This window comes from Candidatus Megaera polyxenophila (genome assembly GCF_029982035.1).
Lineage (GTDB): Bacteria > Pseudomonadota > Alphaproteobacteria > Rickettsiales > Rickettsiaceae > Megaera > Megaera polyxenophila.
This window is the reverse complement of record NZ_CP104167.1, coordinates 141542-165869: the sequence shown is the minus strand read 5'-3', so window position 1 is coordinate 165869 and position 24328 is coordinate 141542. Positions and strand designations below refer to the sequence as shown.

Genomic DNA, 24328 nt, shown 5'->3' with positions numbered 1-24328 from the left:
TATCCATTTACGATTTAGTATACAATATTTTTAGGTAATTTTTGGATATCTACAATATTATATGTAAGTTTTATAATTAAATGGCGTAAATTTTATATAAATAAATGGCACATAAGGATATTTGGATAATACTATTTTTATAAATATGAGAAGCTAACGAATCAATTTAATATTAGCATTATCTATTTGCAGTTCGCCCCATATTTTATCAGCAGTATAAATTGGAATCTGTAATTTCATCCCCAAAGCAATACAAGCACGATCAGCTAAAGAAAGACCTTGGGGTTGAACAAGAGGATGTAGCTTCGCTACTTGTTCAGCTTGTTCTAAGTCAAAAGGCACAATGGTTGTAACAATATCCGTAATTAGAGTAAGTCCTTCTTCTGGAGAAATATTGGTTCTCTGTAATACGCTTAGAGTTTCCGTGACATTTACAACTGACATAACAGAAAATTTTAACAATGGTTTTATGATTTCTGCACCGGTTTCTTCTTGAATAAGTGCTAATAAAGCAGAAGCATCCAGTATAACTCTTTTATTCATACTTAGCTTCATTTCTTCTCATAGTTATTAATTCATCAACAAGCGAAATATTTTGATCAGTGGTTTTTATATAATTCCTTACCTTCTTTTGTAATTTCTGTAAAGCTTGCTCTGCTGTAGTAAGGTATAATATATTATCTTCCATATGCAATATAATGTCATCTCCGGTTTCTAGGTGGAGATATTGACGAAAAGCTGTAGGAATTATTACCCTTCCACCTTTTCCTAATTTTGTCCTTATAGCTTTCATATGGCTTTATTCTTTATAATTTATATATAAAGAGTTTATATCATATTACTTAATATATGTCACTAACATAAATTAGTGCATAATAATTAATTATTGGCAAAAACTATAATCTTATTACCTCTTAAAAACCCTCGTTTTAAAGAGATACCTATTGTAAATAAAAAAATTGAAAAATTTTTGCTAAATTGCTCAATTTTCATCTTAAAACTATCTCTTGAAATAAAGTCTCTTAAAATGTATAGTAGCTAATGAGTTATAAGAAAAAAATAGAGAAAATGTTAATAGGATATGCCAGAGTTTCAACACAGGAACAAAACTTAGAATTACAAATAAATGCTCTACAAGCAGCAGGATGTAAAAAAATATTTACAGAAAAAGCTTCAGGGGCGCAACGTGATCGCCCTGAATTAAAAGCAGCATTAGAATATATGCGTGCTAATGAAGATGATACTTTAGTAGTATGGAAACTTGATAGGTTAGCTATTAACCCACCAATTAAATACCCGACTTAGGCGGCATATTTTACTTCTTTCGCCTGAAATAATCTTTTGATATGTTCTGGGTTATTTTGCAGAGTCCTTAGGTAAGATTTTAAATTCCCTTGGAGTTCAGATTTTGTAAGAGGTATATGTTTCCTATTTACATTTCTTTTTAAATCGTTGTTTAAATATTCATCCGGATTATGTTGCGGAGTATACGGAGGCAGAAAAAATAAAGAAATTTTCTTTTTATGTTTCCGAGTCCATATTTGTACTTTTTTGCTATGATGAACCTTGAGATTATCTAGGATTAAGAAGATTTTTTTCTTGGAGTATTTTACCAACCTCCGTAAAAATTCTATAAATACATTTGTTTTTAGTGTCTCTTCGTACAGCATAAACCTTAGCTTACCGTTATTTGTAACAGTGGATATCATGTTTATACTAAATCTCTTCGATTTATGAATCACAACAGGGGTTTTTCCTTTAGAATAGCTTTGTAATACCTGACACTCTTGTTTTATCCCTACTTCGTCGCACCAATGTATTTCTGCCTTTTCATATTCTGCTTGCTTGGCTATTGACGGATATTCTTCATCTAACCAAAATTGAACCCTTTTGGGTTGCTGCTCATATGCTAACTTCTTTGGCTTTTGTGCAGTATACCCCCATCTTCTTAAATATTCGCCTATTGTACTTAGGGGAAGAAAAAATCCACAATGTTTTTTGATGAGTGCATTAACTGATTTTCTTGACCATAATGCTGATTTGATATTGTGATCTTCTGGTCTAGAGATATTTACGTACCCTTGTATTATTTTACTTTGATCTTCGGTTATAAGCCTTTTCTCTCCTATCTTTCTACCTCTTAACTTCCCACTAATTGCGTACTTGTCGCCTCTCTTTTCCCTCCTTACCCATTCATTTACTGTCTGGCGACTCACTCCTATTAATTCACCTACCGACGATTGACTCTCTCCTCTTTTTACTAGTTTTAGAGCAATCTTTCTCATCGACGCTTGTGCGCTTATTGATAATTTCCTAAAATCTTCACTTTTTGACATTATTGCATTATACAAATTCCTTCCTTCTTGGCAATAGTTATGTCGGGTATTTAATTGGTGGGTTAATAGATCACTTAGGCAATTAATAGATACTATTGAGGAATTAGAAAAAAAAGGAATAGGCTTTAAATCACTTACTGAAAACATTGATACTACAACTTCAGGTGGAAGATTAGTTTTTCATATATTTGGAGCATTAGCTGAATTTGAACGTATTTTAATTAAAGAAAGAACCATGGCAGGACTAAAAGCAGCAAAAGCTATGGGAAAAAAGGAGGAAGACCGCAAGCTCTAGAAGCTGAAGATTTAAGAGATGCTAAAGCTTTACTCAGAAATAAGAAAATAACAGTTAAGGAAGTCGCTAAAAGATTAAAAGTTGATCCTTCTACTCTGTATCGATATTTACCGGGGGGGCGAAGCTCGGTACAGGAAGATTCTACAAGTATTGAATAATGTTCAAAGATAGTTATACTAGGTATAAAATTATCCAACCTTTTTTTGAAGATGGAGTATCCATTAGCAGTATATCATCTGCTCATAACATTCCACTACGCACACTACAAAGATGGTGTAAAAATTATAGGATCAAAGGGCTTGAAGGGCTCAAACAACAACAGCGTTCTGATAAAGGGAAATATCGTAATATACCTCAAGAGCTCTTACATTTTATAGAAGGACTTGCTTTAAAACAACCTAAATTATCAATTGCTACAATATGCGACAAAGCTAATGAAATCGCAAAAATATTAAATGAACAAAGTATAAAATATAATACAGTTCTCAAAATCATAAATAACCTACCAAAAAGCATGATAGTTTTAGCGCAAGAAGGCGATAGAATTTACGAAGAGACTTTTGATTTATTATATAGACGCGATGCAAACCATCCTAATGAAATTTGGCAAGCTGATCATACACTACTAGACATATATTTAATTGACAGTGACGGTAAGCCAGTAAGACCGTGGTTAACTATTATTATAGATGATTATAGCAGAGCAATAGCGGGTTATTATCTTTTTTTTGAAGCTCCTTCAGCATTACAAACAGCTCTTGCACTTAGACAGGCCATATGGAGTAAAAGTGAACTTGAATGGCAAATATGCGGTATTCCTGAGCAATTATATGTTGATCACGGGAGTGACTTTACGTCTAAACATATAGAAATGGTATGTGCAGATTTGAAAGTTCAACTTATTTTCTCAAATGTGGGAAAACCTAGAGGACGTGGCAAGATAGAACGGTTTTTTAATACAGTTAATCAAAAACTACTTTGCAGGTTACCTGGCTATATAACTAAAAATCATCTAATAGAAACTAAATCTTTATTAACGCTCACTCAATTTGAAATTCAACTGAAAAATTTTTTACTTAAATATTATCATAAGAAACCTCATAGTATAACCAAAGAATCACCTGTAGATCGATGGAGTCACAATGGTTTTTTACCACAACTTCCTGCATCTTTAGAGAAATTAGATTTATTGTTATTAACTGTAGCAAAACCTAGGAAAATTCACCAGGATGGCATTTATTTTCAAAGCTTACGTTATCTAGATCCAGTATTAGCAGCATATGTCGGAGAATCAATCGTGATTCGCTATGATCCAAGAGATGTAGCAGAGATTAGAGTTTTCTATCAAAATAAATTCCTTTGTCGTGCTATTTGCCAAGAACTTGCTGGAGAAGTTATTAGTTTAAAAGATATAATTCATGCACGCAACCAAAGAAAAAAAGAATTAAAAGAAGTTATTGCTAAGCGCAGATCATTAGTAGATCAGTTATTAGGCGTCCAACCTACTGCCTCTGGTGAATCAAGCCCCTCAAATATAGTAAAACAAGAGGCTCCTGTTAAGATTACAAAGTTAAAATTATATGAAAACGATTGATGATGACGGTGAAGACCAATTTTTAGTTACCAAAGAGTATAAACGTTTTAGAGAATTTTGAAGCTTGCATTCGTTATAAATATATTGGTTTATGTTATGGGCCGCCAGGTGTCGGTAAGACTTTATCAGCTAAATATTATAGTAGATGGGGTTTAATAGAAGAATATTCCAGATTGGATTATCAACGTAGTCAGCCAACTAAACCTGTACCTTATGAACTTAAAGAGCATGATACAATCTTTTATACTGCAGAAGTTGCAAATAGCCCTTCAAGGATTTTAAGTTCATTAAATGCCTGCGTAAATAAAGTGCAGCAAGTTAGATACGACGCTAAGTTTTGTCAATCAGTAAAAGAAAAAGAATATCAGGAAAGTGAATACAATCACAAGAGAATAGAAGACTATATTAACCATCTTTCCAACCCTTTTATCAAGCTATTAATTATTGATGAATCAGATAGGTTAAAATTGACTTCTTTAGAGCAAATCAGAGATTATTATGACCAGAAAGACTGCGGGTTAATCTTGATAGGAATGCCGGGTATGGAAAAGAAACTATCCAGATATGCCCAATTATACTCTAGAGTGGGCTTTGTACATGAATTTAAGCCGCTATCTAAAGACGAAATGTTATTTATTATGAGCAATTATCTTACGAAATTTGGTATTAATATTGACCCAAAAGATTTTACAGACCATGAGACTATAGCTGCTATTATGCAAGCTACAAGGCATAATTTCAGATTGCTCAATAGGTTGCTGAAACAAATTGAGCGTATAATGAAAGTTAACATGGTAAATACTATAACAAAGGAAATAGTACTTGCAGCAAGAGAATGCTTGGTTATTGGAATATAATGCCAGTCAAGTACTGCCTCCCGCTGATAAATTGAGTGTACAAGTGAACAGTTTATTTTGGTATTACTCGAATATTTGAACATTATAAAGCATTGAAAATGAGATTATTTGGTTACGCACGGGTATCATCTTCGCAGCAATCGCTGGAAACGCAAAAACAAGCTATAAAAACTAAGGGAGTTAGGGAGTCAAGGATATTTTTTGACAAAGCCACCGGCAGTAGTAGTGCCAATAAGGTTGGTATTAATTCATTATTATTAACCCACCAATTAAATACCCGACATAACTATTGCCAAGAAGGAAGGAATTTGTATAATGCAATAATGTCAAAAAGTGAAGATTTTAGGAAATTATCAATAAGCGCACAAGCGTCGATGAGAAAGATTGCTCTAAAACTAGTAAAAAGAGGAGAGAGTCAATCGTCGGTAGGTGAATTAATAGGAGTGAGTCGCCAGACAGTAAATGAATGGGTAAGGAGGGAAAAGAGAGGCGACAAGTACGCAATTAGTGGGAAGTTAAGAGGTAGAAAGATAGGAGAGAAAAGGCTTATAACCGAAGATCAAAGTAAAATAATACAAGGGTACGTAAATATCTCTAGACCAGAAGATCACAATATCAAATCAGCATTATGGTCAAGAAAATCAGTTAATGCACTCATCAAAAAACATTGTGGATTTTTTCTTCCCCTAAGTACAATAGGCGAATATTTAAGAAGATGGGGGTATACTGCACAAAAGCCAAAGAAGTTAGCATATGAGCAGCAACCCAAAAGGGTTCAATTTTGGTTAGATGAAGAATATCCGTCAATAGCCAAGCAAGCAGAATATGAAAAGGCAGAAATACATTGGTGCGACGAAGTAGGGATAAAACAAGAGTGTCAGGTATTACAAAGCTATTCTTTAAAAGGAAAAACCCCTGTTGTGATTCATAAATCGAAGAGATTTAGTATAAACATGATATCCACTGTTACAAATAACGGTAAGCTAAGGTTTATGCTGTACGAAGAGACACTAAAAACAAATGTATTTATAGAATTTTTACGGAGGTTGGTAAAATACTCCAAGAAAAAAATCTTCTTAATCCTAGATAATCTCAAGGTTCATCATAGCAAAAAAGTACAAATATGGACTCGGAAACATAAAAAGAAAATTTCTTTATTTTTTCTGCCTCCGTATACTCCGCAACATAATCCGGATGAATATTTAAACAACGATTTAAAAAGAAATGTAAATAGGAAACATATACCTCTTACAAAATCTGAACTCCAAGGGAATTTAAAATCTTACCTAAGGACTCTGCAAAATAACCCAGAACATATCAAAAGATTATTTCAGGCGAAAGAAGTAAAATATGCCGCCTAAGTCGGGTATTTAATTGGTGGGTTAATAGCTAGAGTAAAAGATGGGGACGTAATTCTGGTCACAAGATTAGATAGGTTGGGAAAGGACACTATAGATATGATAAACCTAATAAACAAATTTAACGCATTGAATGTAGGTATCCGTTTTCTTGAGAACAGCATAAGCACTGAAGGCGCTACAGGAAAAATGGTAATTACAATTCTTGCAGCTGTAGCAGAAGCAGAAAAAAGCAGGCTAGTTGAACGCACTAGTGAAGGTAGAGTAGAGGCAAGGTTCAAAGGCATTACATTTGGTCGTAAGCGCTTTATTAATAGGGATATATTGCTAGGCCTAAAGCTTTCTGGGCATGGAGCTACTACAATTGCTAGAGAAATGAATATTAGCCGTGCTGCTATATATAAAATATTAAAAGAAGAAAACGTTACACCTTTAAGAAAAGATTAAAACATCTAATTTTGGCAAAAAATCCGTCATTTATTTATATAAAATTTACGCCATTTAATTATAAAACTTACATACTATTAATATAAAGTATTAGACTTCTTTGTACTATCGTAGTACAATTAAATTTTTTAGACTAAATAGTACGGAAGTAACTTATGAAAATTGGATATGCAAGAGTCAGTAGTATAACTCAAGATATTGAACTGCAAAAAGACGTATTGGAAAAAGCAGGGTGTCAGAAAATATTTAGCGAATCAGTTAGCGGTAAAGATAATAATCGAACCCAGCTAAAAGCAATGATTGAATTGCTTAGAGAGGGTGATATCGTCGTCGTATATAAAATTGATAGAATCGCCAGATCATTAAAAGGCCTTATAGAAATTGTAGAATCACTTAACGAGAAAAAAGTACATCTTGTCTCTCTTGATTCAGGGGATAGAGTTAATACTACTTCTCCTATGGGTAGGGCATTCTTTCAGATAGCAGGTGTTTTTGCAGAACTAGAAAGAGGTATGATTGAATCAAGAACCAAAGCAGGAATAGAAAAAGCAAGGCTTGATGGAGTAAAGTTTGGTAGACCTGTTGGTAAAATAAATAAGAATAGTATATACAAAGCTGAGAGAATAAAGATCTTCTTAAAGGCGGGAAAAAGTTACGATTGGATTAGCAAAGAATTATCCGTAAGCAAAAAGACGATATCGGATATTAAAAAATCCTTATCGTCTTCCAGCTTATCAAATGAAGTTAGCTAAGAACTCCAGCTTTGGTCTCTCCTTTAGCTGTGGATGAAGAAAAATCTACTAATATACCATCTTTAAAAATTAGAACTAATTTTTTAGTGGTATCATCTGTACCTGCTGAAAACCAGTTTACAACAGGTACATAGTTTCTAGCCATTGCAGAACGTTTGATATGAGAGTATACCCATTTTACTTGGCCATCACTCATTAATCTGTATCGTTAGGCTCTCCAAATGCTTCTTTAACTTCCGCCTGCGTTGTTTTTCCTTTTACAAAAGCAGAATTGATTTGCTCATTATTAGTTTTAGCCAGTTTTGTATTACCTGAATCAGCTGCGCAGCCTGAGAGAAAAACACTTACACTTAAAATCATTAGTAAATTGAATTGCTTTAACATATTATTACTCCTTAAATATTATTATTTTTGATTTACTGCATCCTTTAGTTTCTGACCGACCTTAAACTTTGGTTGATTATAGGCGGCTATTTTTAGCTCCGCCCCAGTCCTTGGATTACGTCCGTTTCTTGCTGCAACTTTACTAACAGTAAAATTACCGAAGCCAAGAAGGGATATTTCCTTACCTTGTCCCATAGCATCAATTACCGATGAGGTAAACATGTCTATTACTTTCTCAGCTTCTACTTTTGTACATTGGTGTTGGTCTGCGATGTGGGTGATAAATTCTGATTTGTTCATGGTTTTAAGCCTTTAATTAGTTAATTGGTGATTATGTCTAGTATTAGACATAATTAGCTATTCTTTACAATATATTTCTGTGTTCAATAATAAGGATCTCTTAAATCCTGTAGTGTTCTTGCTTCCTTCTTTCTAGCCAGTATTTCTTGGAATCTCCCTACAGGGTCTTCAATTTCTCGAAAGATAGAATTGTCAACCGACACTTTCTTTGGTTTCTTGTTTCCTATATTGTTTTTATTTAATGGTCTTTGTCCATTTTTGTGTATATTAGAAAGCCTATAATGCTTTATGTAATTATTCAAAACATACTTGGATACCTTCAATTCCTGATACACTTCTCTTTTAATTTTACTGTTATTTAAAAGTTTTTGTATTTCGCTGGGTTCATAGTTTTTTTTAAGGTATTCAAAGTCACGGAGGGTCTTGCAGCTCATATTTTTTAAGCTTTACTTTTTAGCTTTGATATTTCTTCTAAACTAAGTCCTGTTACGGAAGAAATCAGTTTATCATCTAGCTTCTGGTTTATCATCATATTAATTGCTGTTTTAATCAAAATGGGATGTGCATCGTTACTCATGGTCATTTTAACTTTTCTATTTCTTCAACAGTTAAGCTGGTAAATTCTACTATTTCTTCCATAGGTTTATTTTTTATTAGCATAGCTTTGGCGATTTCTATAGCTTTTTTGGTTTCTCCTTTCTCAATACCTCTAGCTTCACCGATAGAGATGCCTTCCTGTTTACCGATGGAGATACCTTGAACAATTCCCTCTTCCTTAGCTTTCTCTGTAGCTTTTTTTAAAGTATTAGCCTCTATTCTTAGCCATTTAAGGTGATCTTCGTAAAGTTCCCTTTCCTCTTCGCTAAAGTTCAACACATCTAATACATGCAAAGCTTTCTTCAGTGTGTCGTTATCCAGTTCCTTCGGTAATCGATCTGCTGTTAGTAAATCGTGCCTAGTTAAAAAAGCAACCCATATATCAAGGGCATTCTTGGTTTTTGCAACTATATCCTGTAATTCCTCATTTGAATCGCTAGTAAATTTATTCAGCTCTATAGTATGTAATTCCAAATCCTTAAAATAGGCAAAACCGTTATCTTTTTCCGTAATATGGAAAACATTATGATAATTCTTTGCTTCGACTATTGAGGTGAAATTTAAAATATGAATGCCGATAGCTTTTGAAAGCTTGGAGTAATCTTCGGCTACTTTTAGCTGCTCCGTGTATAATTTTGCCCAGTAATACAAGGCTCGCTTATCATAGTCTGCCTCATCGCTGATCTGAATTTCAATGTTAAATCTTTTGCCGTCTATACCTTTTGCTTTAATATCGAGTATCGATAATTTGTCCTGTCTGAAGTTTTTAGGATTATAGGGATTCAGTAAAGTAATATCTTCTACCTGATCATCTTGACCAACGATAGAGTTTATAAGAGAAATAAGTAAATCCTTATTCTCTTCTACTCCGAAGATTTTCTTGAAGGCCAAGTCAACTCGAGGTGATATTTTTTCCATAATCACTATCATAAATACTTGTAAGTATTATATCACAAAACCTTTAGAAGTTCCATAGTTTTATTGGTGTTTAAGGGTTTTTATAACAATTATCGTTATTAGTTTTCTTTTGAAGTGCTACAAAGCTACATTCCAAATAATCTGTATCTTTTGTAAATAAGCAAATAAAGCAGATTCTGTTAAGTTACCTTGATCTAAAATTTCATAAGCTTTCGTTAAAAGGTTAAGTTCTCTAGGAGTAACAGTCTGTTGTTCTTGATTTTGTTTATATCTACTATGCGCAGCTTCACCATTTTCAGCTATATTGTGCATTTCCCTAGTGCGTATTTGTATTTCAACAGGTAATCCATATGAACCTAAAAGAATAACAGTATGCAGGGATCGATAACCATTAGTCTTTGGATTGTCAATATAATCTCTATACTTTTCTGGTATTACCTTGTAAATTTCCTGAATGAGTTTTAGTGTTGTATAGCATTCGTCTTCTTCCCTTACTATAATTCTAAAGCCAACAATGTCAGTTAGTTCTTCAATCTTAACTGATTTTCTAGTTAATTTTTGCAAGATAAGCCACCTATCGGTGGCAGCTTAAAAGAAGATACCCTTGACCGATAAATATTTATGGAGGATTATAATACTGGTATTTGATTTGTTTTAACTTGAGTTATAAAGACTGAATGTTAGACATACATAAGATAATATATAATTGAGTTATGAGTAACTTGCACTCTGAGCAGCATTTGGTCAATGAATTAGCGGTAAAAACTCTTAAGGCCATTTCTAAAGAGCAAGCAATTCCTTACAGCAGGATCAAAAAGATTTTTTCCGAAGGAGATAAGGAAATAGCCAAGGCTTTCTGGATAATGTTGCGAAAAATATCTCCCAATCATAAGTATAATTCTGTTTACTATTGCCCTGATTGTAAAGAATTTGATTTAGAACGCAAAGGAAGAAAGATTCCTTGGTAAGAAAACATTAACTATAAGTAATTTATGGAAATAGTCGGTAAAGGAATATCTATAAAACATATTTTTCTAGACCGTGGTAATTGGTCTCGATTTCGCTAAAAAATACGGCAAGCTAAGATACGGCATTATTTTCAACGTCACTAAAGTTATATCGTGTGGAACGAAATATTTAGGATTTAAACGTTATAGCTGCCGTGATTGTAACCGCAATAAATCGGTAGCATTCAGCTGTAAAGGTAGGTTTTGTTCTCGTTGTGGTAAGAAACAAACGGATCAATGGGTGAGTAAGGCTAGCAATGTTCTACCAAAAACACGATGGCAGCACATTACATTTACAATGCCGGACTCTTTATGGCCGATATTTTGGCTCAATCGTGATCTGTTTGGATTGATTTCCGGTATTGCAGCAGGAATTATTAAGGAGATAGCTACAAAGAAAAATCTTGTGGTTGGTATATTTACTGCCTTACACACTTTCGGTAGAGATTTAAAACGCAATGTTCATATCCATTTATCGGTTACTTGCGGCGGTATAAATAGCAAAGGCAAGTGGCAAAAATTATTTTTTCCTGCCGAACCTATTAAAAAAATGTGGAGACATAGAGTCCTTGAGTTATTTCGCTTTCAATATATCTCAAGTAATTTGAAGTTGCCGTCCGCATATCAAAATGCTGAGAATTTTAATAACTGGATGAGTAGTTTATACGAAATCAGTTGGTATGTTTATTTACAAAAACCATCGGATGATCATAAACGCAACATAGAATATTTAGGGCGGTATATAAAACGCCCCCTATTTCCGAGACAAGAATAGAAAATTACGACGGAAAGCAGGTAACGTTTAAATTTCTTGATCACTATAATAATACAATTGATCGCATAACTATGCCCGTGATGCAGTTCATAGCTAGTCTGATTATGCATATACCAGATCGTTATTTTCGAATGATTAGGTATTACGGTTTTTTATCTAATAGAACTAGGGGCGTACAATTACCTATCGTATATAAGGCAATTAATCAAATCGTTCATAAGAAAACTAAGCTCATTAGTTGGAGATTAATGATTTGGTTGAATTTTAAAATAGATCCTCTGTTTTGCTATAATTGCAATAAATGTATGAATCTGCGGCAAGTTTATTACGGTTTATCTCCGCCATTGTTATTAATAAGAACCAATGAATTATTATCAACGCCTAGATAACATCATTATGGCGAACACTTCTTTCACGTCTTGGCCACATAATTTGTAAAACTGAACCTATTTTTAGATAGATTCTGGCAGAGATTTTTGTAAAAGTGTTGATAATTTCTAATATTGTGGCTGGTAACTACATATTTATTAAACGAATTTTTAAAAAGCTGATTGATGATTTTTCTGGTTGCAAATTTTGAATTTCCTATACTATTAAATATTGAAAGAATATAATTTGAGCAGTAAGGGATATATTGTAAAAGCTGAAGGAGTAGGATTTAAATGCAAACAAGACGTTGCCACAATACATTCAGAATTTGGAGCATTAATAGCTGAAAAATGGAAAAATGCGGTTGAATCCCAAAAAGAATTAGGCATATTGCCAAAGCGGGCTATTGAAAGTTTACAATTCCAAACTCGTGATAATTCCGGGCCTCTAGTCCCTGAACCTGATGTTTCTGATGTAGATCTATCAGGTAATTTTTTTCAAGGACTCTTTGATCAATATCTACCATAAATTTAAATATTATGTTTTTTCAGGTCAAATCTGACAAAGAATCTAATGACATTACTGACAAATTGTGCAAAGCAATTGAATGGCTTACTCATAAAACTGAAGTACATTGTAAAATTAAGCTTTATAGAGCCAGGAAGGAATGATCAAGACAATATTAGATACGATTCTTATAAAAGTTTTATGAAAATTATAAGTTATCCTATGAGCAGTCTTAATGCTTAAAAAATATAACTTAATAGATAAAAACCCATAAAATAATATTTTTAAGTACAGAATGCAGGCCGCCTTACTTGACTAACAAATGGCGTACTTTGGAAAAACGGGAATTGATAAAATAGGATAACCGCAATTAATGATTTCCGGCAGCATTTTTTGAGCATCTTCAGCAGCACGAAGCTCATAAGATACCTGCAAGTTCATCCAGAACTTAGGATAGTACAAAAAAAACAAGACTTAGCTAGCCAAAAGCTGTATCTGCTGTTATTCCTCTGCGCTCTAATACGATATCGTTAATTCTAGGTGCTGGTATTTGGAAAGGACCAAGCTCTTGTGCAAAACTTCCTATACAGCTTAAACCATGTGGTTTGATAAACTCTTCTCTTAATATTTCACCAATGTGTATATTCCATACCATTACCGCCTCCTTTATTTAATGATAATCAACTATTTCTACTTTTTGACTTGTCTGTTTTCCCATATAAAACAGATTCGCCACTGATTATTGATTCTTATGCTATGTTGCCCCAATCTATCGTTTTTTTAAGGGTTCAAAGCCGGTTATTTGGTGAAGCCTGCAAATCTTTTAACAGTTCAGCATTATCAAGCTGCCATAACTTACGTAGTGCTGTTTTCTGTATTTCCGGCGGAAACTTTTTGCTTTACCATTTAACATAACCATAATTCTTTGGTATGCTTACATTTAAAGCTAACTATCATGATTATTCTTTTTAACTTTTCCTGATGAATTGTAATTATTGTAACATATATCGTTACTAGTTACAATAATTTGATTATCTATTTTTGATTTTAGTTTAACATTATCTTCATTATCACTCAGGTAAACAACACGCACACCCAAAGGACAATTTTTATTTAAGATATGGATTTTATTCTTCCTATTCCCAAACCCTATCCCAGATATTTGTTAATGCCATTGCACCTTTTTCAGTGGTATCAATCTCCTCAAGGACAACTAACTCAATGGTGGTGTTATGGCTTCAAGATTTTTGCCAATGCTATCGCTCCGACATCACCTATTTTACTATCAGGAAACGAACATGCTTCTGATATCAATCATCTGTAACTATTTCCGTTAAATGTTGTATCAACAATTCAATTTGATACTTTGTGTTGGCCTTATCGGTAGTAGCGATGCTGGTTTGATTGATATGGTTCATCATTTCTTGTTGTGTTTTTGTGTTCATTTTTTTGTCTCCAGGTGGATTCAAGATTGAAGTGCAACACCTAATAACTAACTAATTCTATGTTAACAAAATATTAACCACATTTTTATTCTAATTTACTCAAACCACAATCCATCATCTTTTTGATCATTACACTGACCTAAAGATTCCAGGCTGCTTTACACTCAATTGGGTTTGGTAATAAATCTAAAGCAGATATAGGGCTATCGGCAACATAGCTGCTAAAAAGACCTATAGCGTATTATACGAACAATAGCCCATTAATATTATCTTGACAGTTACTTTTTTCTAAAGTAACCTGCAAAGCAGGTTATCTGTTGGAGTTCAATAAAAGAAATCCCCGCCGCAAGCAGCGGGGTATTTTAGAATTTTAGAAAAAAGCTAACTGATGGTCGTCATGCAGTTTCTTATATTCCTTGCCTTGATTTTTTACGTATTTTCCTATCATATTCTCATTTCCATGCTTACCTACCGTACTTGAAATATCCATCAGTCCAAAATTCTCCGCCCCATAATTGTTTCTTAACCTGTGGACATAATCTGAATATTTGACGAGCCGTAACACTTTTAATTATCGTTACTATTTTTGTTACGCTATAAGTCGGTACAGATTGTACTAAAAAATGTACATGGTCTTCATCAGTTCCTATTTCTAAAAATTTTATTTGATATCTCTTTTCTATCCCTAAACATACTTCCCTTAGCACTTGATCAACCGATACATCAAACACCGCTCGGCGATATTTTGCTGGAAATACCAGGTGATACAGTAAAACAGTAACATTGTGACTCTTGTGTATATATTTGCTCATCCCCACATCTTACGCCGCAAGCGGCGGGGAATATACCCAAAAGAGATTAAAAACTTCTACTTTCCTAAAAAGAATATTGGCCATGCACCAATGTATTTTTTGTTGATAGGGGTAAAACCCTTGCCATATCTTCTTCATCTACTTTAAAACCTTTCTGATTTAACATTTCATATACCTTTTGCATTTGCTCCGTATTCCATAGTACCATTGCATTTGACACAAAACTAAGACAACTGGCTTTGTTCATCATTTCTTCGTAATCATTTGTCTTAAATGATCCCTGATCCGCAAAAAATACATACCTTGCGAGTGCATGCCTGGATTCCCCACGATTTAATTGTTGTCTTACCGCATAGCGTAATTTTTCATCATGCAGGTACCTGAGTATGTATGTACTTTTAACTATTCTGCCTAGATGTACCAATGCTTTTGCCAGTTTTGTAAAGGTTTCCTGTGCATGCAATTTTTTTACAATTATATGAGGTTTAACTAATCCCATTTTCAGCGAACATACCAATCTGATTATGTCATCCCATTGTTCACATATCAAAGCTTCATCTATTTTTTCTTTACTAAATAATTCAGGATAGCTTGTAGCCTTTCTATCAAAACAATATAACTGCTGATCTTTTAGATCCTTAAAATGGGGTTGAAAAGATATACCTAATAAATAGCATAACGCGAATAATACCTCCGTAAAACCGGCTGTATCCGTAGAATGTTCAAATGGCCGAGATATATTCTGGTTATCCAGTAATCCGTCTAATACATAAACCGCTTCCCTAACCGCGCATGATAAAATTTCTGTATTAAAAACACTGCATTGGTCAGACATATGAGTGTATATCGTTATGCCCCTATCAAGAGCACCAAAATATCTTGGATGCATGGAGGAGTATAAGCCCTTATGACTTGTGCGGAATCTCATTCCGTCTGATGAACTACGCTCTCCTAGCCCAATTATTTTAGTTAACCAGTAATTTTGTTGTGCTGCGATCAGAATATCACTGGCATTTTTAAGATTGGCCGAGTTAATATAGTAGTTGGAGACATAACTCAGCTTATCACCGCTAATACCCCTGCAGTTCCTGCTAATTCCATATAACCCCAAATTTGTCGCGTGACCCGTTATTGCTGCGTTTAAAATATTCGGTAGTATCACATCTCTGGTTTTGTTCCCCTCTATTGGTTTAAGCTCTACCGTAGCCCGTCTGTTTTTGAACGTGGAAGAGTAAATCTTCTATTCTGATTGGTTCGATATAAGAATCCAATATGCCTTTGAGCTCCTTAACCTTAGCAGATTCCGGCAATGGATCATCTCTATGTATCACCAATCTATTGGTTCTTATCTCAGCAAAATTGCCATGACCAAATGATTTGGTAGCCATGTAAAGCTGTTCCGAAAACTCTTGTTTTAGTCTCGCTATGATATCGCTTCCCCGCTGGGGTACATTCATTTCCTTGTAATGGATCGCTTTTTCCTGTTTCCATTGCCGTGTACTATAAAGAGGATCCCAAAAATCCCTGTAATATTTGCTCTGTGGTAAATATAAATTCCCTGTTCTTAATCCCTTTTTTACCGCGAAGCATAACCCTATCTCCCATGCTTTTCTGTTCAGTTCGCCTGATTTTTTATATAGTCCTTTCTTCCACGGGTTTTCTATAAAGCCTGTAGGCATTTCTTTTGTAAATTTTTGTTCCTTGTGATAATGCCTATAGGCATTTAAGCCTGTCATCAGATCTTCACTTCCTGTAGCTGATTTAAATTTTAAATCAAAGAACCTTTGTAAAAACTTGGTTAAATAGCCATATCTTCTTTGGGCTAACTCTGATTTCCCATAAACCTCAAAGTCCTCTACCTTTTCACAGTCACTAATAATATCATCGAGGTTATTATTCGTATCTGTAAGTTCCTCACAAAACTGTTCTAAGGTTACAATCGAGCGGTTCTTGTGATCTCTTAACAGTTTCAGGGTTGATATTGCCCTCTGACTACTATCTCTGGCCCTGTTTCTAAGTTGTTTGAGCTCAATTTCGTAATCTCGGTTGACTCTTCTTTCTATTTCTCCTATCAGTTTGTCATAGCTACCTACCATAGCATCTATAATGGATTTGGTACTTTCATGTAAATAGCAAACCATCATAACATCCCGTTTTGTACTTGGCTTAATCCTTCTTATCGCCGCGATATCATATTTGTGAATTATTTGAGCCAGCTTCTCTGAATAGCTTGGATGGATTAATTTCCAGGGCAAAGATTCCAAATTCAATTTTAGCAATTCTTCTATTACCTCAATTTTCAGAGTAATGTTTTTAATATTTACCTCACCAATAGGCTTCTTTATCCCAGGCAAAAGAATATTGCGCTCGTATATTCTCTTTAAGTACAGGTGCTGTACTGCATTAATGCTTGTCGCGAAAGTTTCTAAAATATTTACCTGAGTCTTGTCGTATTTACTATATACATGCCTCATTAACTGGTTTTTGCACGGTAAATGTATTTTTGCTTTGATAAGAGAATTCTCAACTTCTTTAGCTATTTCATTCTTGTTACTAATTAGCAAAGGGTTCTGTTCTAAAAAATTGAGTATCAGGGTATCATTCTTAAAATCAAACTCTTTAAAACCCAAATACTGTTTTACTTCGCCTCTGATTCTAACCTCAATACTTTTATGATTGAATGCCAGTTGATTATGCACCAGCTCCAATTCAAGTTGTTTGGACAGGTGGTTTAAAACTATGATTGATATTTCCGACCAATCTTCAACGAAACGACCATTATTCCTTAAATGACAAATTTGTACCGCATATTTAAGCCTATTTGTGGTGCCTCTTGATTTTTCAATAACAAATCCTGTATCTTCTCCGGATAAAAGCCATTCTAGCAATAATCTTTCTTCATTCATTGATATATTGTCCCGCGTTTTCTACCGTATTGGCTAATCTTTCTTTTGAAGCCGCTGTATAAATAGAAGTAGTATCAAGCGACTCATGTCCAAGCAGAGCGCTCAACTCTACTAAACACTCTGGGTTTGACCTTAAGTAATTAATGGCAAAAGTATGTCTTAAAGTGTGTGGGCTCATATTTTCTATGCCCGCTTTGCCTGCTAAGCTATTAATTACCTTTTGCACAGCTCTGACAGTCATTTTTTTATTTTGTTTGCTTAAAAATACTACCTTTCTTTCCTCTAATTTTTTCCCTTCAAAATAATTCCGCAAAGCTTTTCTCGCTGAACTATTTAAAGGTATTGTTCTTTCTTTACCTCCCTTGGCGTTAACAATCCTTATTTCTCCTGATCTATCGTATAGTGTTAGGTCTCTCATTTCCAGGTTAACTATCTCGCCGACTCTAATCCCTGTCTGTAGCAAAAGTTGTGTAAGAGCATAATTGCGCTGTTTTGTCCCATGCGACGAATGGGAAGTTACCGATAACAGTTTGTGAATCTCATGCTTGGTTAATGCTTTAGGTTGCGTTCTTTTAATCTGCCTCAGGAATTTTATTTTTTCGGACGGATTCTTCTTGATGCGTTTCTGACCGGTCATGAATTGAAAGAAATTTCTTAAACTCTGAATATTTCTATTAATTGAGGAGGCTTTCTTTCGTTGATTATGAATTAAATAATCTTTGTAGGCATTTAAGTGGTAATGGGTTACTTTTTCGATATTTTCTGAAAAATCTATTTCTCGGTACCACTTGTAAAAATTTTTTATATCCGAAAGGTAATTTTTTATGGTGTTATCGCTAATATCTTCAGCAATCATCTTATCTTTAAAATTATTTAATAATTTATCTAACATGGTTAGTTTATATTATACGAATAATAGGGTATAGCCTTAGCGTATATGTTTGATTCGTATAATACAAATAGTTTCTTTATTAAGGTACGTATAAAATGCATTATACGCACTAATTATACGAATAATAAAGCGATTCCCGCCACTTTTCGGCGGCAAATTATCATTAAATGTTGTTAATATATTAAAAAATGGGAATCACAAAAGCCTGAACCCCAGATAAATCAACCACTACAAAATATTGTTCGCATAATTTCTTATAGGCCTTTTTAGCAGCTATGTTGCCGATAGGCCAATACAAGTTATACAAAATATGCAAACTTATGGTTATAATACTACAAAAATGTCTCAAATATTATTTGCCTTACAAGATAATCCTGTCCCTAAATTACAACTAAAAAATCTTCAAACTGATTTTTTAAACCATATTTTAATATACCGTTTGATTTACATGCTGAGATTTGGCCAATAGATAAAAATAGTTTGGAGCTTATTGTATCTTATAAGAAAATTATCCCTGAAGAGTTGATAAACAAAATTGTAAAAAAATTTATAGGATACTTAAATTCTCTTAAAGTTGAATAAAGAAACCACTGAAAATTATTCTGAGGCTAATAGATTATTTTCCATAAGATAAATTATGTATATAAAATCATTCACTTGTTTCCCATTATCTTAACCAGTCAATACCTAAATTAATCTTCATAAATAACATCACGTTTGGCTATCTTAACTATTAAAATTATAAGCTTATCTTCCTCTATTTTGCAAATTATCCTGAATTTATCTACTCGGTAACGCCAATATCCTTTTTTATTAGCACTTAACGCTTTACCAGTAAGTTTAGGATACTCTAAACTTACTATTCTAATATATAAGTACTTCCTTATTAAAGATTGCTGCTGATGACTTAATTTACTTAATGCTTTCTTTGCAATTGTCAAATTTAATTTGCCACTTAGTCATTTTTTCTTTCCATTCTTCAAACCCTAGCTCTTTCATAACTTCTTCTAAAGAATAAGTAGGATTATTTTGTGCTAATATTCTTTCAGCATCATTATAATCTTCTATATCTTCTTGTAGTTCAAGGACATAGTTTTGAATTGCTTTAAGGATGATATGACTTTTAGACCTCTCAGTTTGTTTAGCAACTTGTGTTAGTGCTGCATTTAAGTCATCAGGTATTCTAGCTGTAATTGTACTCATAATTAACTTCTTTACTTATGTATTTATATCTAATACATTGTATTATACTTGTTAAACTATGTCAAAGCATTTTACATAGTTTATTAAAGTAAAAACTCGAATAAAGACTTTTCTAATCCATTAACATGTTCGTCCATAAAACATTACCTGTTTTAGCATCTATAATCCCAATAACAATAACGATCACTGAATTATGGGTATTATGACAAGTAGAGGCCAAATCCGACATTAGGGTGATTATTTGGGTGGTTTTTAGGGATTTAAGCAGGAGTTTATCTTGTGACTTAGTAAGCGCATAATTAGTATTATACGATATATTAGTGAGGAACTCATCGCATAAAGGATACTTTTATGCTAAATTATCTCTAGAAAAACTAATCGTATAATAAGTTATGGCTAGAATTTAAGAAATTGCTTGGAACTTATGATTTTAGAAATTTAGTAGCAAATGAATTCATAAATGTTGAATAATTATTAAGTTTTAGGCTGGCCTCTTGAACGTTAAGTATTATGCGATGGGTTTTTTAGATTTTAATACCAATATAATATAACAAAAGCCTAGAGATTCAAGCAAAAGTATAGCGTATAATAGTACTTATGCGTATAGAAAACCTTGAAATAATTTTGGGGATTAACAGGCAAAAACTCAAGAAAAATGCTGATGCATGTCGGATTTGGCCTCTACTTGTCATAATACCCTATTATTAAGTAATTCAATTTTTTAATATGTTTGTTAGAAATTTAAAGCCAATTTTTGCGGTTCTACTTTTAGTAGGGGGGTAGTAATTATTTTTCTTCATACCAAAACTGTATGCAACAATGAATATAGTGAGAATGCTAAGAGAAATAAAGAAATAGAAAACTTAGAAGTTTGTGTTAAAGAAAATAATGTTGAAGCTGCCATCTTATTATCTAAACTGTATGCAGAAGGTGATAATGTACAAAAAGATTATCAAAAAGCTTCGACATAATAAAAAACTTTGCTGATTCTGGTAATGGGCTTGCCATGATTGAGCTAGCTCATTTATATTCATCTTACGAAAAAAATATATAGATTTTGAAGAAGCAGAAAAGTGGTATAAAAAAGCTATTAATAATCAGGATAGTTATTCAGAAAATGCAAAATTAGGTTTAGCTTACTTTTATTCTTGGAAATACATGAGTACTAAAAACATCCAAGACCTTAATTTATATATTGATTGGCTTAATAAACTATCTGATGAAGGAAATACAAAGCGATGCTTTTATTAGCGGAAGAATATAAAGAAGGGTATAAATTACCAAAAAATTATAATGAATCGTTAAAATGGGTAAAAAAGGCCGCCGATAAAAACGATATAAAAGCATATAGAACTATTGGTAATTATTATATAAATGGTTTTTTAGGAGAACCTGATTATCAAGAAGCAAACTATTGGTTTCAGAAAGCCGCTGACAATGGAGATGATATTTCTCAACAATTTCTTGAAGAGAATCCAAAACCACTTGGTCTTGAAATCACTAAGGCAACAATTTCAGATTTTAAACAAAAATTTACCCGTTACAAAAAAAGTAATCTCCCAAATTATTTTAACGGTGGCTATACTTATTTCGTAAATCCAGAGGATATTCCTTATAAGGGCGTTGCGGATGATGTAGTGTTTGTATTTAGCAAAAACAATATATTAGAAGCAGTATTAATTGTTTTTAATAAAAATCAGTGTATTGAAGTACAGCAACATATCAAAAGCAAGTAACTCCTTTGATTGAAGGCTCTAATATGTTTAAACAAGCCCTAACTACAATTAAATTAATAGGTCGATATCAGTTTTTTTCTTTATCAAATACCACCCGTTACAATTCAGAAGTTTGTACACTTACATATCAAAGCAGAGCCTTTGAATACCTAATATATCAAAAGCAGCAACTTTTACGGCAAAAAGCAGAGGAAGAAACTAAACAAAAAAATAATCTGCTTTAAACAATACATTAATTCTGTATCTAGATTTATTCAAAACCTATATCAATATCTTTTATATGCTCTTTGTTTTTATTCGATTCCGGTTTTGAAAGATTATTCTTGGGTTCTACCTGATCCTTAGGTAACCTTTTTTGTTTACTTGTTGATTTTGTTTCTCCTGCCAGAGGTAAATCATCTGATCCCGGTTTTTTATCTATTGATTTTTCTTCGCAAGCAGTTTCCATAAACCAGACATTTTTATTAGGAACTTCTGCTTTCGGGGTTTGGATTTTCGCTACCCGTACAGATTTTTCAGGTAGGATTACGTAGCACTCACCGACCCCGAGTTTTCCGAATTCTTCATAAGATACAAGAGGTAATTTGTCCTGTTTTTCATTATAACTAATGCCATCTCTGAATTCGTTAGCACCAAAACTGGTATTTTTCTGTTGGCTAATAGTAATTTTAGTTCCACAAAGTTTGCTATATAGCTCTCCCATCCTTGGGTCATCGCTGCTAAAAGCGAACTTGGTTTTAAATAAACCAATGAGACTGGAAGCATCGGCGTCGCCGTAATGATGATATAACTGACTGGTGGACTGGATACCGGCAAGTACGCAACTACCGTATTTTCTTCCTTCCTGCATAAGCTCTGATAAACCCGGTAGTTTACCAAGGCTTGGTAACTCATCTATTACAATCCATATTCTTTTTTCAGGTGATGTCCTTGTTCTTTTCATTCTTGAGATCAGAATTTCAAGCAATGCAGCATTTAGAGGTAGTGTAAGTTCTCTTGCTGATGGATCGGTAGAAAGAAATAGCCAGTTTTTACCGCCTTTATTGATACTATTAAGGTAATGCTCAACTGCAAATGAATTACTTTTATTGCCATCCGCTAGGAACTTTAAAGACTTAATATTAGCCATTAAAACCGATACTATGGAAGCGGCTGTTTTTGCATTATCTTTAGTAAAGTATTTTGCCGCATCTGTTCCCTGTAACAGATAATACATTTCTTTAGCATCGCTTTTTGTTAGGGTCGCATATAAGTCCTTAACTGAAAAACGTTTTTGTTTCTGCAAGGTCTCGGTTACTGCCACAAAAATACTCTGCGCACTCTGTTCCCAGAAATCACTAGCTGCTCTACTATTTTTCCTACTATTGAAACCAATTAAAACCTCAGCAAATTTTTCAAGGTCTTTCGATTTATGTAAATCATACCAGAAATCCCAATTTTTGCTTCGCCCGTCAAAAGGATTAAAGATAATGTCTCCACGATCCGGATCATAGTATTTTGCAATCATCTCTCCGGTATTGTCAATTATTACTGCCGCCTCTGTCCTTAAGTTCACCTGTGGGAGAAGATTGTGCATTAAATTGGTTTTGCCTGACCCTATTGAACCTGAAACCAAGAAATTCATTGTTTCCATATCCTTGACTAATGGCATATCACCGATTTTAAGATCGCTTGCGATCTTATCCTTACGGAGGATTTTTGCAACTTCCTTGGCAGTAAGTACTTTATTAGCTCCTTCTTTTGTTTTCTCAGCTTTTAAATCCTTACCGAATTTACTCCACAGGAAGAAAATCAGAGTAAAAACAAGTTTTGTAATTACAACTCCCCAGATAAGTACTTTAAATATTAAACTCATACCTTTGCTATTAGCGGTTCTGAAAATCGTCGATTTTATGATTTTTCTAGGGTCTGCGTTTGTAGCTAGAATCCCTGATCCAGTTTTAGCATCAACCAGAGTAATATGGTTCGGTGTATTACCGATACCTGCACGTACTCCATTGATTATTCCGTCAAAACTATCAGCAAGCACAGCTTTACGATAAGAGAAAAAACCTTGCCAGTCTAATTCCATAAGCTCCCTCTTATTTATATAGGATGCAAGCAGTACTCCGAGTAAAAAAGCAATATGTATGGTTCTAGTAAATACTTGCCAGAACATCCTGACTTTATGTAGAAATACTTGCCCGCCGCCAATGAAATTATTAAACATTAGCTTGCTCTTTTTAATCTGCTTATTTCAGAGTGTTCCTTTCTTGCAAACCAGTTCTGTATATACTTCTTGGCTAATTCGCTATTATTTACAATAATAACGTTTTCGGTATTTCTGATATCTGCAGAGGTAGTAAAGTTAAAACTACCGGTAATGACTTTTTGCTTATCAATAATGATTATTTTGTTATGAGCAATACCTGAAACATTGTCTATATCTACCTCAATACCAGCCTCCCTTAAATTCCTCATCTTTGAATGTTTTGCGCCGATATTGCTTTTATCGAGTAATACTCTAACTTTTACTCCTCGATTATGAGCTTTAATAAGTGCTTTTACTATTTCTCCCGAAGTAAAACCGTAAGCCTGAACGTATATCGAATCCTGTGCCTTGGATATCTGGGTAGCTATAACTGTGCGACATCCCGCAGGAGGAGTAAAACATGTACTCACTTCGTCTGCACCTATTAATATAGGGTCTAATTCTCTTTTAACCGGAAGTGTGCCCTTGTTATCAAAAAACTTCATTATATCTTCGTTGTTGCCGGTATATCCTACGACAACACCAAATAAAAATGATACTGCTACGATTCTAAATAAATTACGATATTTTCTTTTTGACATAATCCT

At 33.7% G+C, this 24328-nt stretch carries 28 protein-coding genes and 5 pseudogenes; 11 read left to right on the top strand and 22 right to left on the bottom strand.

Going from position 1 to position 24328, the window contains the following annotated elements; translation table 11 throughout:
• Positions 1 to 153: 153 nt before the first annotated feature.
• Both N3Z16_RS10185 and N3Z16_RS10180 read right to left on the bottom strand, forming a co-directional pair.
• On the bottom strand, positions 154 to 543 hold the full coding sequence (locus N3Z16_RS10185) for a type II toxin-antitoxin system VapC family toxin (RefSeq protein WP_282487093.1): 390 nt from the start codon (positions 541 to 543) through the stop codon (positions 154 to 156).
• On the bottom strand, positions 536 to 793 hold the full coding sequence (locus N3Z16_RS10180) for an AbrB/MazE/SpoVT family DNA-binding domain-containing protein (protein WP_282487092.1): 258 nt from the start codon (positions 791 to 793) through the stop codon (positions 536 to 538). The genes N3Z16_RS10185 and N3Z16_RS10180 overlap by 8 nt, the downstream gene beginning before the upstream one ends.
• Positions 794 to 1068: 275 nt before the next feature.
• On the opposite strand from N3Z16_RS10180, the pseudogene N3Z16_RS10175 reads away from it, so the two are divergent.
• Positions 1069 to 1275 (top strand): annotated as a pseudogene (locus N3Z16_RS10175) (recombinase family protein); the annotation flags it as partial.
• A 26-nt stretch (positions 1276 to 1301) separates the two neighbouring features.
• Here the strand turns inward: N3Z16_RS10175 and N3Z16_RS10170 are convergent.
• A complete protein-coding gene (locus N3Z16_RS10170) occupies positions 1302 to 2285 on the bottom strand; it encodes an IS630 family transposase (RefSeq protein WP_282487210.1) in 984 nt (327 codons plus the stop codon).
• 118 nt (positions 2286 to 2403) lie between these two features.
• On the opposite strand from N3Z16_RS10170, the pseudogene N3Z16_RS10165 reads away from it, so the two are divergent.
• The 6 genes and pseudogenes from N3Z16_RS10165 to N3Z16_RS10140 form a co-directional block, all read left to right on the top strand.
• A pseudogene (locus tag N3Z16_RS10165) lies at positions 2404 to 2789 on the top strand (recombinase family protein); the annotation flags it as partial.
• Complete coding sequence (locus N3Z16_RS10160; protein WP_282487091.1) at positions 2789 to 4225, top strand: Mu transposase C-terminal domain-containing protein; 1437 nt, start codon at positions 2789 to 2791, stop codon at positions 4223 to 4225. The pseudogene N3Z16_RS10165 and the gene N3Z16_RS10160, both read left to right, overlap by 1 nt.
• A gap of 38 nt (positions 4226 to 4263) precedes the next feature.
• The gene (locus N3Z16_RS10155) at positions 4264 to 5082 is read left to right on the top strand and encodes an AAA family ATPase (RefSeq protein ID WP_341850353.1); all 819 of its coding nucleotides are present in this window, start codon (positions 4264 to 4266) and stop codon (positions 5080 to 5082) included.
• Between the two features lie 98 nt (positions 5083 to 5180).
• Positions 5181 to 6443 (top strand): IS630 family transposase, encoded by a 1263-nt coding sequence (locus tag N3Z16_RS10150; RefSeq protein WP_282487090.1) that lies wholly within the window; start codon positions 5181 to 5183, stop codon positions 6441 to 6443.
• A gap of 12 nt (positions 6444 to 6455) precedes the next feature.
• The gene (locus tag N3Z16_RS10145) at positions 6456 to 6887 is read left to right on the top strand and encodes a recombinase family protein (RefSeq protein WP_341850352.1); all 432 of its coding nucleotides are present in this window, start codon (positions 6456 to 6458) and stop codon (positions 6885 to 6887) included.
• Between the two features lie 155 nt (positions 6888 to 7042).
• The gene (locus tag N3Z16_RS10140) at positions 7043 to 7639 is read left to right on the top strand and encodes a recombinase family protein (protein ID WP_282487088.1); all 597 of its coding nucleotides are present in this window, start codon (positions 7043 to 7045) and stop codon (positions 7637 to 7639) included.
• Here the strand turns inward: N3Z16_RS10140 and N3Z16_RS10135 are convergent.
• From N3Z16_RS10135 to N3Z16_RS10105, 7 genes are all read right to left on the bottom strand, one after another.
• A complete protein-coding gene (locus N3Z16_RS10135; RefSeq protein WP_282487087.1) occupies positions 7632 to 7835 on the bottom strand; it encodes a hypothetical protein in 204 nt (67 codons plus the stop codon). The genes N3Z16_RS10140 and N3Z16_RS10135 overlap by 8 nt on opposite strands.
• Positions 7835 to 8023: a hypothetical protein gene (locus N3Z16_RS10130; protein WP_282487085.1), complete on the bottom strand. Its 189-nt coding sequence runs from the start codon at positions 8021 to 8023 to the stop codon at positions 7835 to 7837. Before N3Z16_RS10130 ends, N3Z16_RS10135 begins: the two co-directional genes overlap by 1 nt.
• Positions 8024 to 8044: 21 nt before the next feature.
• Positions 8045 to 8323 carry an HU family DNA-binding protein gene (locus N3Z16_RS10125; RefSeq protein ID WP_282487004.1) on the bottom strand — a complete coding sequence of 93 codons (279 nt, stop codon included), beginning with the start codon at positions 8321 to 8323 and terminating at the stop codon, positions 8045 to 8047.
• A gap of 83 nt (positions 8324 to 8406) precedes the next feature.
• Positions 8407 to 8757, bottom strand: coding sequence for a hypothetical protein (locus N3Z16_RS10120; protein ID WP_282487005.1), 351 nt, complete (start codon positions 8755 to 8757; stop codon positions 8407 to 8409).
• Between the two features lie 5 nt (positions 8758 to 8762).
• On the bottom strand, positions 8763 to 8900 hold the full coding sequence (locus N3Z16_RS10115; RefSeq protein WP_282487084.1) for a hypothetical protein: 138 nt from the start codon (positions 8898 to 8900) through the stop codon (positions 8763 to 8765).
• A 2-nt stretch (positions 8901 to 8902) separates the two neighbouring features.
• A complete protein-coding gene (locus N3Z16_RS10110; RefSeq protein WP_282487007.1) occupies positions 8903 to 9838 on the bottom strand; it encodes an Rpn family recombination-promoting nuclease/putative transposase in 936 nt (311 codons plus the stop codon).
• Between the two features lie 117 nt (positions 9839 to 9955).
• Complete coding sequence (locus N3Z16_RS10105; protein WP_282487008.1) at positions 9956 to 10402, bottom strand: nucleotidyltransferase family protein; 447 nt, start codon at positions 10400 to 10402, stop codon at positions 9956 to 9958.
• Between the two features lie 149 nt (positions 10403 to 10551).
• Here N3Z16_RS10105 and N3Z16_RS10100 point away from each other — a divergent pair, with 149 nt between their 5' ends.
• The 3 genes and pseudogenes from N3Z16_RS10100 to N3Z16_RS10090 all read left to right on the top strand — a co-directional run bounded on the left by N3Z16_RS10100 (position 10552) and on the right by N3Z16_RS10090 (position 12517).
• Positions 10552 to 10806, top strand: coding sequence for a hypothetical protein (locus N3Z16_RS10100; protein WP_282485543.1), 255 nt, complete (start codon positions 10552 to 10554; stop codon positions 10804 to 10806).
• A gap of 73 nt (positions 10807 to 10879) precedes the next feature.
• Positions 10880 to 12009 (top strand): annotated as a pseudogene (locus N3Z16_RS10095) (IS91 family transposase).
• A 211-nt stretch (positions 12010 to 12220) separates the two neighbouring features.
• Complete coding sequence (locus tag N3Z16_RS10090) at positions 12221 to 12517, top strand: hypothetical protein (RefSeq protein WP_282487083.1); 297 nt, start codon at positions 12221 to 12223, stop codon at positions 12515 to 12517.
• A 294-nt stretch (positions 12518 to 12811) separates the two neighbouring features.
• On the opposite strand, the gene N3Z16_RS10085 is transcribed toward N3Z16_RS10090, so the two are convergent.
• From N3Z16_RS10085 to relB, 10 genes and pseudogenes are all read right to left on the bottom strand, one after another.
• Entirely contained in the window at positions 12812 to 12937 is a 126-nt protein-coding gene (locus N3Z16_RS10085) for a hypothetical protein (RefSeq protein WP_282487082.1), read from the bottom strand.
• Positions 12938 to 12974: 37 nt separating this feature from the next.
• Positions 12975 to 13151: a helix-turn-helix transcriptional regulator gene (locus tag N3Z16_RS10080; protein WP_282487081.1), complete on the bottom strand. Its 177-nt coding sequence runs from the start codon at positions 13149 to 13151 to the stop codon at positions 12975 to 12977.
• A 15-nt stretch (positions 13152 to 13166) separates the two neighbouring features.
• Positions 13167 to 13374, bottom strand: a pseudogene (locus tag N3Z16_RS11530) (type II toxin-antitoxin system RelE/ParE family toxin).
• A 937-nt stretch (positions 13375 to 14311) separates the two neighbouring features.
• Positions 14312 to 14753: pseudogene (gene tnpA, locus N3Z16_RS10070) on the bottom strand (IS200/IS605 family transposase).
• A gap of 64 nt (positions 14754 to 14817) precedes the next feature.
• Positions 14818 to 15915 (bottom strand): transposase, encoded by a 1098-nt coding sequence (locus tag N3Z16_RS10065; RefSeq protein ID WP_282487080.1) that lies wholly within the window; start codon positions 15913 to 15915, stop codon positions 14818 to 14820.
• 28 nt (positions 15916 to 15943) lie between these two features.
• Entirely contained in the window at positions 15944 to 17659 is a 1716-nt protein-coding gene (locus N3Z16_RS10060; protein WP_282487079.1) for a DUF4158 domain-containing protein, read from the bottom strand.
• Complete coding sequence (locus tag N3Z16_RS10055) at positions 17652 to 18551, bottom strand: tyrosine-type recombinase/integrase (protein ID WP_282486434.1); 900 nt, start codon at positions 18549 to 18551, stop codon at positions 17652 to 17654. Before N3Z16_RS10055 ends, N3Z16_RS10060 begins: the two co-directional genes overlap by 8 nt.
• 181 nt (positions 18552 to 18732) lie before the next feature.
• Positions 18733 to 18858, bottom strand: coding sequence for a hypothetical protein (locus N3Z16_RS10050; protein ID WP_282487078.1), 126 nt, complete (start codon positions 18856 to 18858; stop codon positions 18733 to 18735).
• 385 nt (positions 18859 to 19243) lie between these two features.
• Positions 19244 to 19492 (bottom strand): type II toxin-antitoxin system RelE family toxin, encoded by a 249-nt coding sequence (locus N3Z16_RS10045; RefSeq protein ID WP_282487077.1) that lies wholly within the window; start codon positions 19490 to 19492, stop codon positions 19244 to 19246.
• Complete coding sequence (relB, locus tag N3Z16_RS10040) at positions 19464 to 19754, bottom strand: type II toxin-antitoxin system RelB family antitoxin (RefSeq protein ID WP_282487076.1); 291 nt, start codon at positions 19752 to 19754, stop codon at positions 19464 to 19466. The genes N3Z16_RS10045 and relB overlap by 29 nt, the downstream gene beginning before the upstream one ends.
• A gap of 1238 nt (positions 19755 to 20992) precedes the next feature.
• Between relB and N3Z16_RS10035 the strand changes: the two genes are divergently transcribed.
• Positions 20993 to 21490: a tetratricopeptide repeat protein gene (locus N3Z16_RS10035; RefSeq protein WP_282487075.1), complete on the top strand. Its 498-nt coding sequence runs from the start codon at positions 20993 to 20995 to the stop codon at positions 21488 to 21490.
• A 250-nt stretch (positions 21491 to 21740) separates the two neighbouring features.
• On the opposite strand, the gene N3Z16_RS10030 is transcribed toward N3Z16_RS10035, so the two are convergent.
• Both N3Z16_RS10030 and N3Z16_RS10025 read right to left on the bottom strand, forming a co-directional pair.
• Complete coding sequence (locus N3Z16_RS10030; RefSeq protein ID WP_282487074.1) at positions 21741 to 23699, bottom strand: type IV secretion system DNA-binding domain-containing protein; 1959 nt, start codon at positions 23697 to 23699, stop codon at positions 21741 to 21743.
• On the bottom strand, positions 23699 to 24322 hold the full coding sequence (locus N3Z16_RS10025) for a phospholipase D family nuclease (RefSeq protein WP_282487072.1): 624 nt from the start codon (positions 24320 to 24322) through the stop codon (positions 23699 to 23701). Before N3Z16_RS10025 ends, N3Z16_RS10030 begins: the two co-directional genes overlap by 1 nt.
• Positions 24323 to 24328 lie beyond the last annotated feature (6 nt).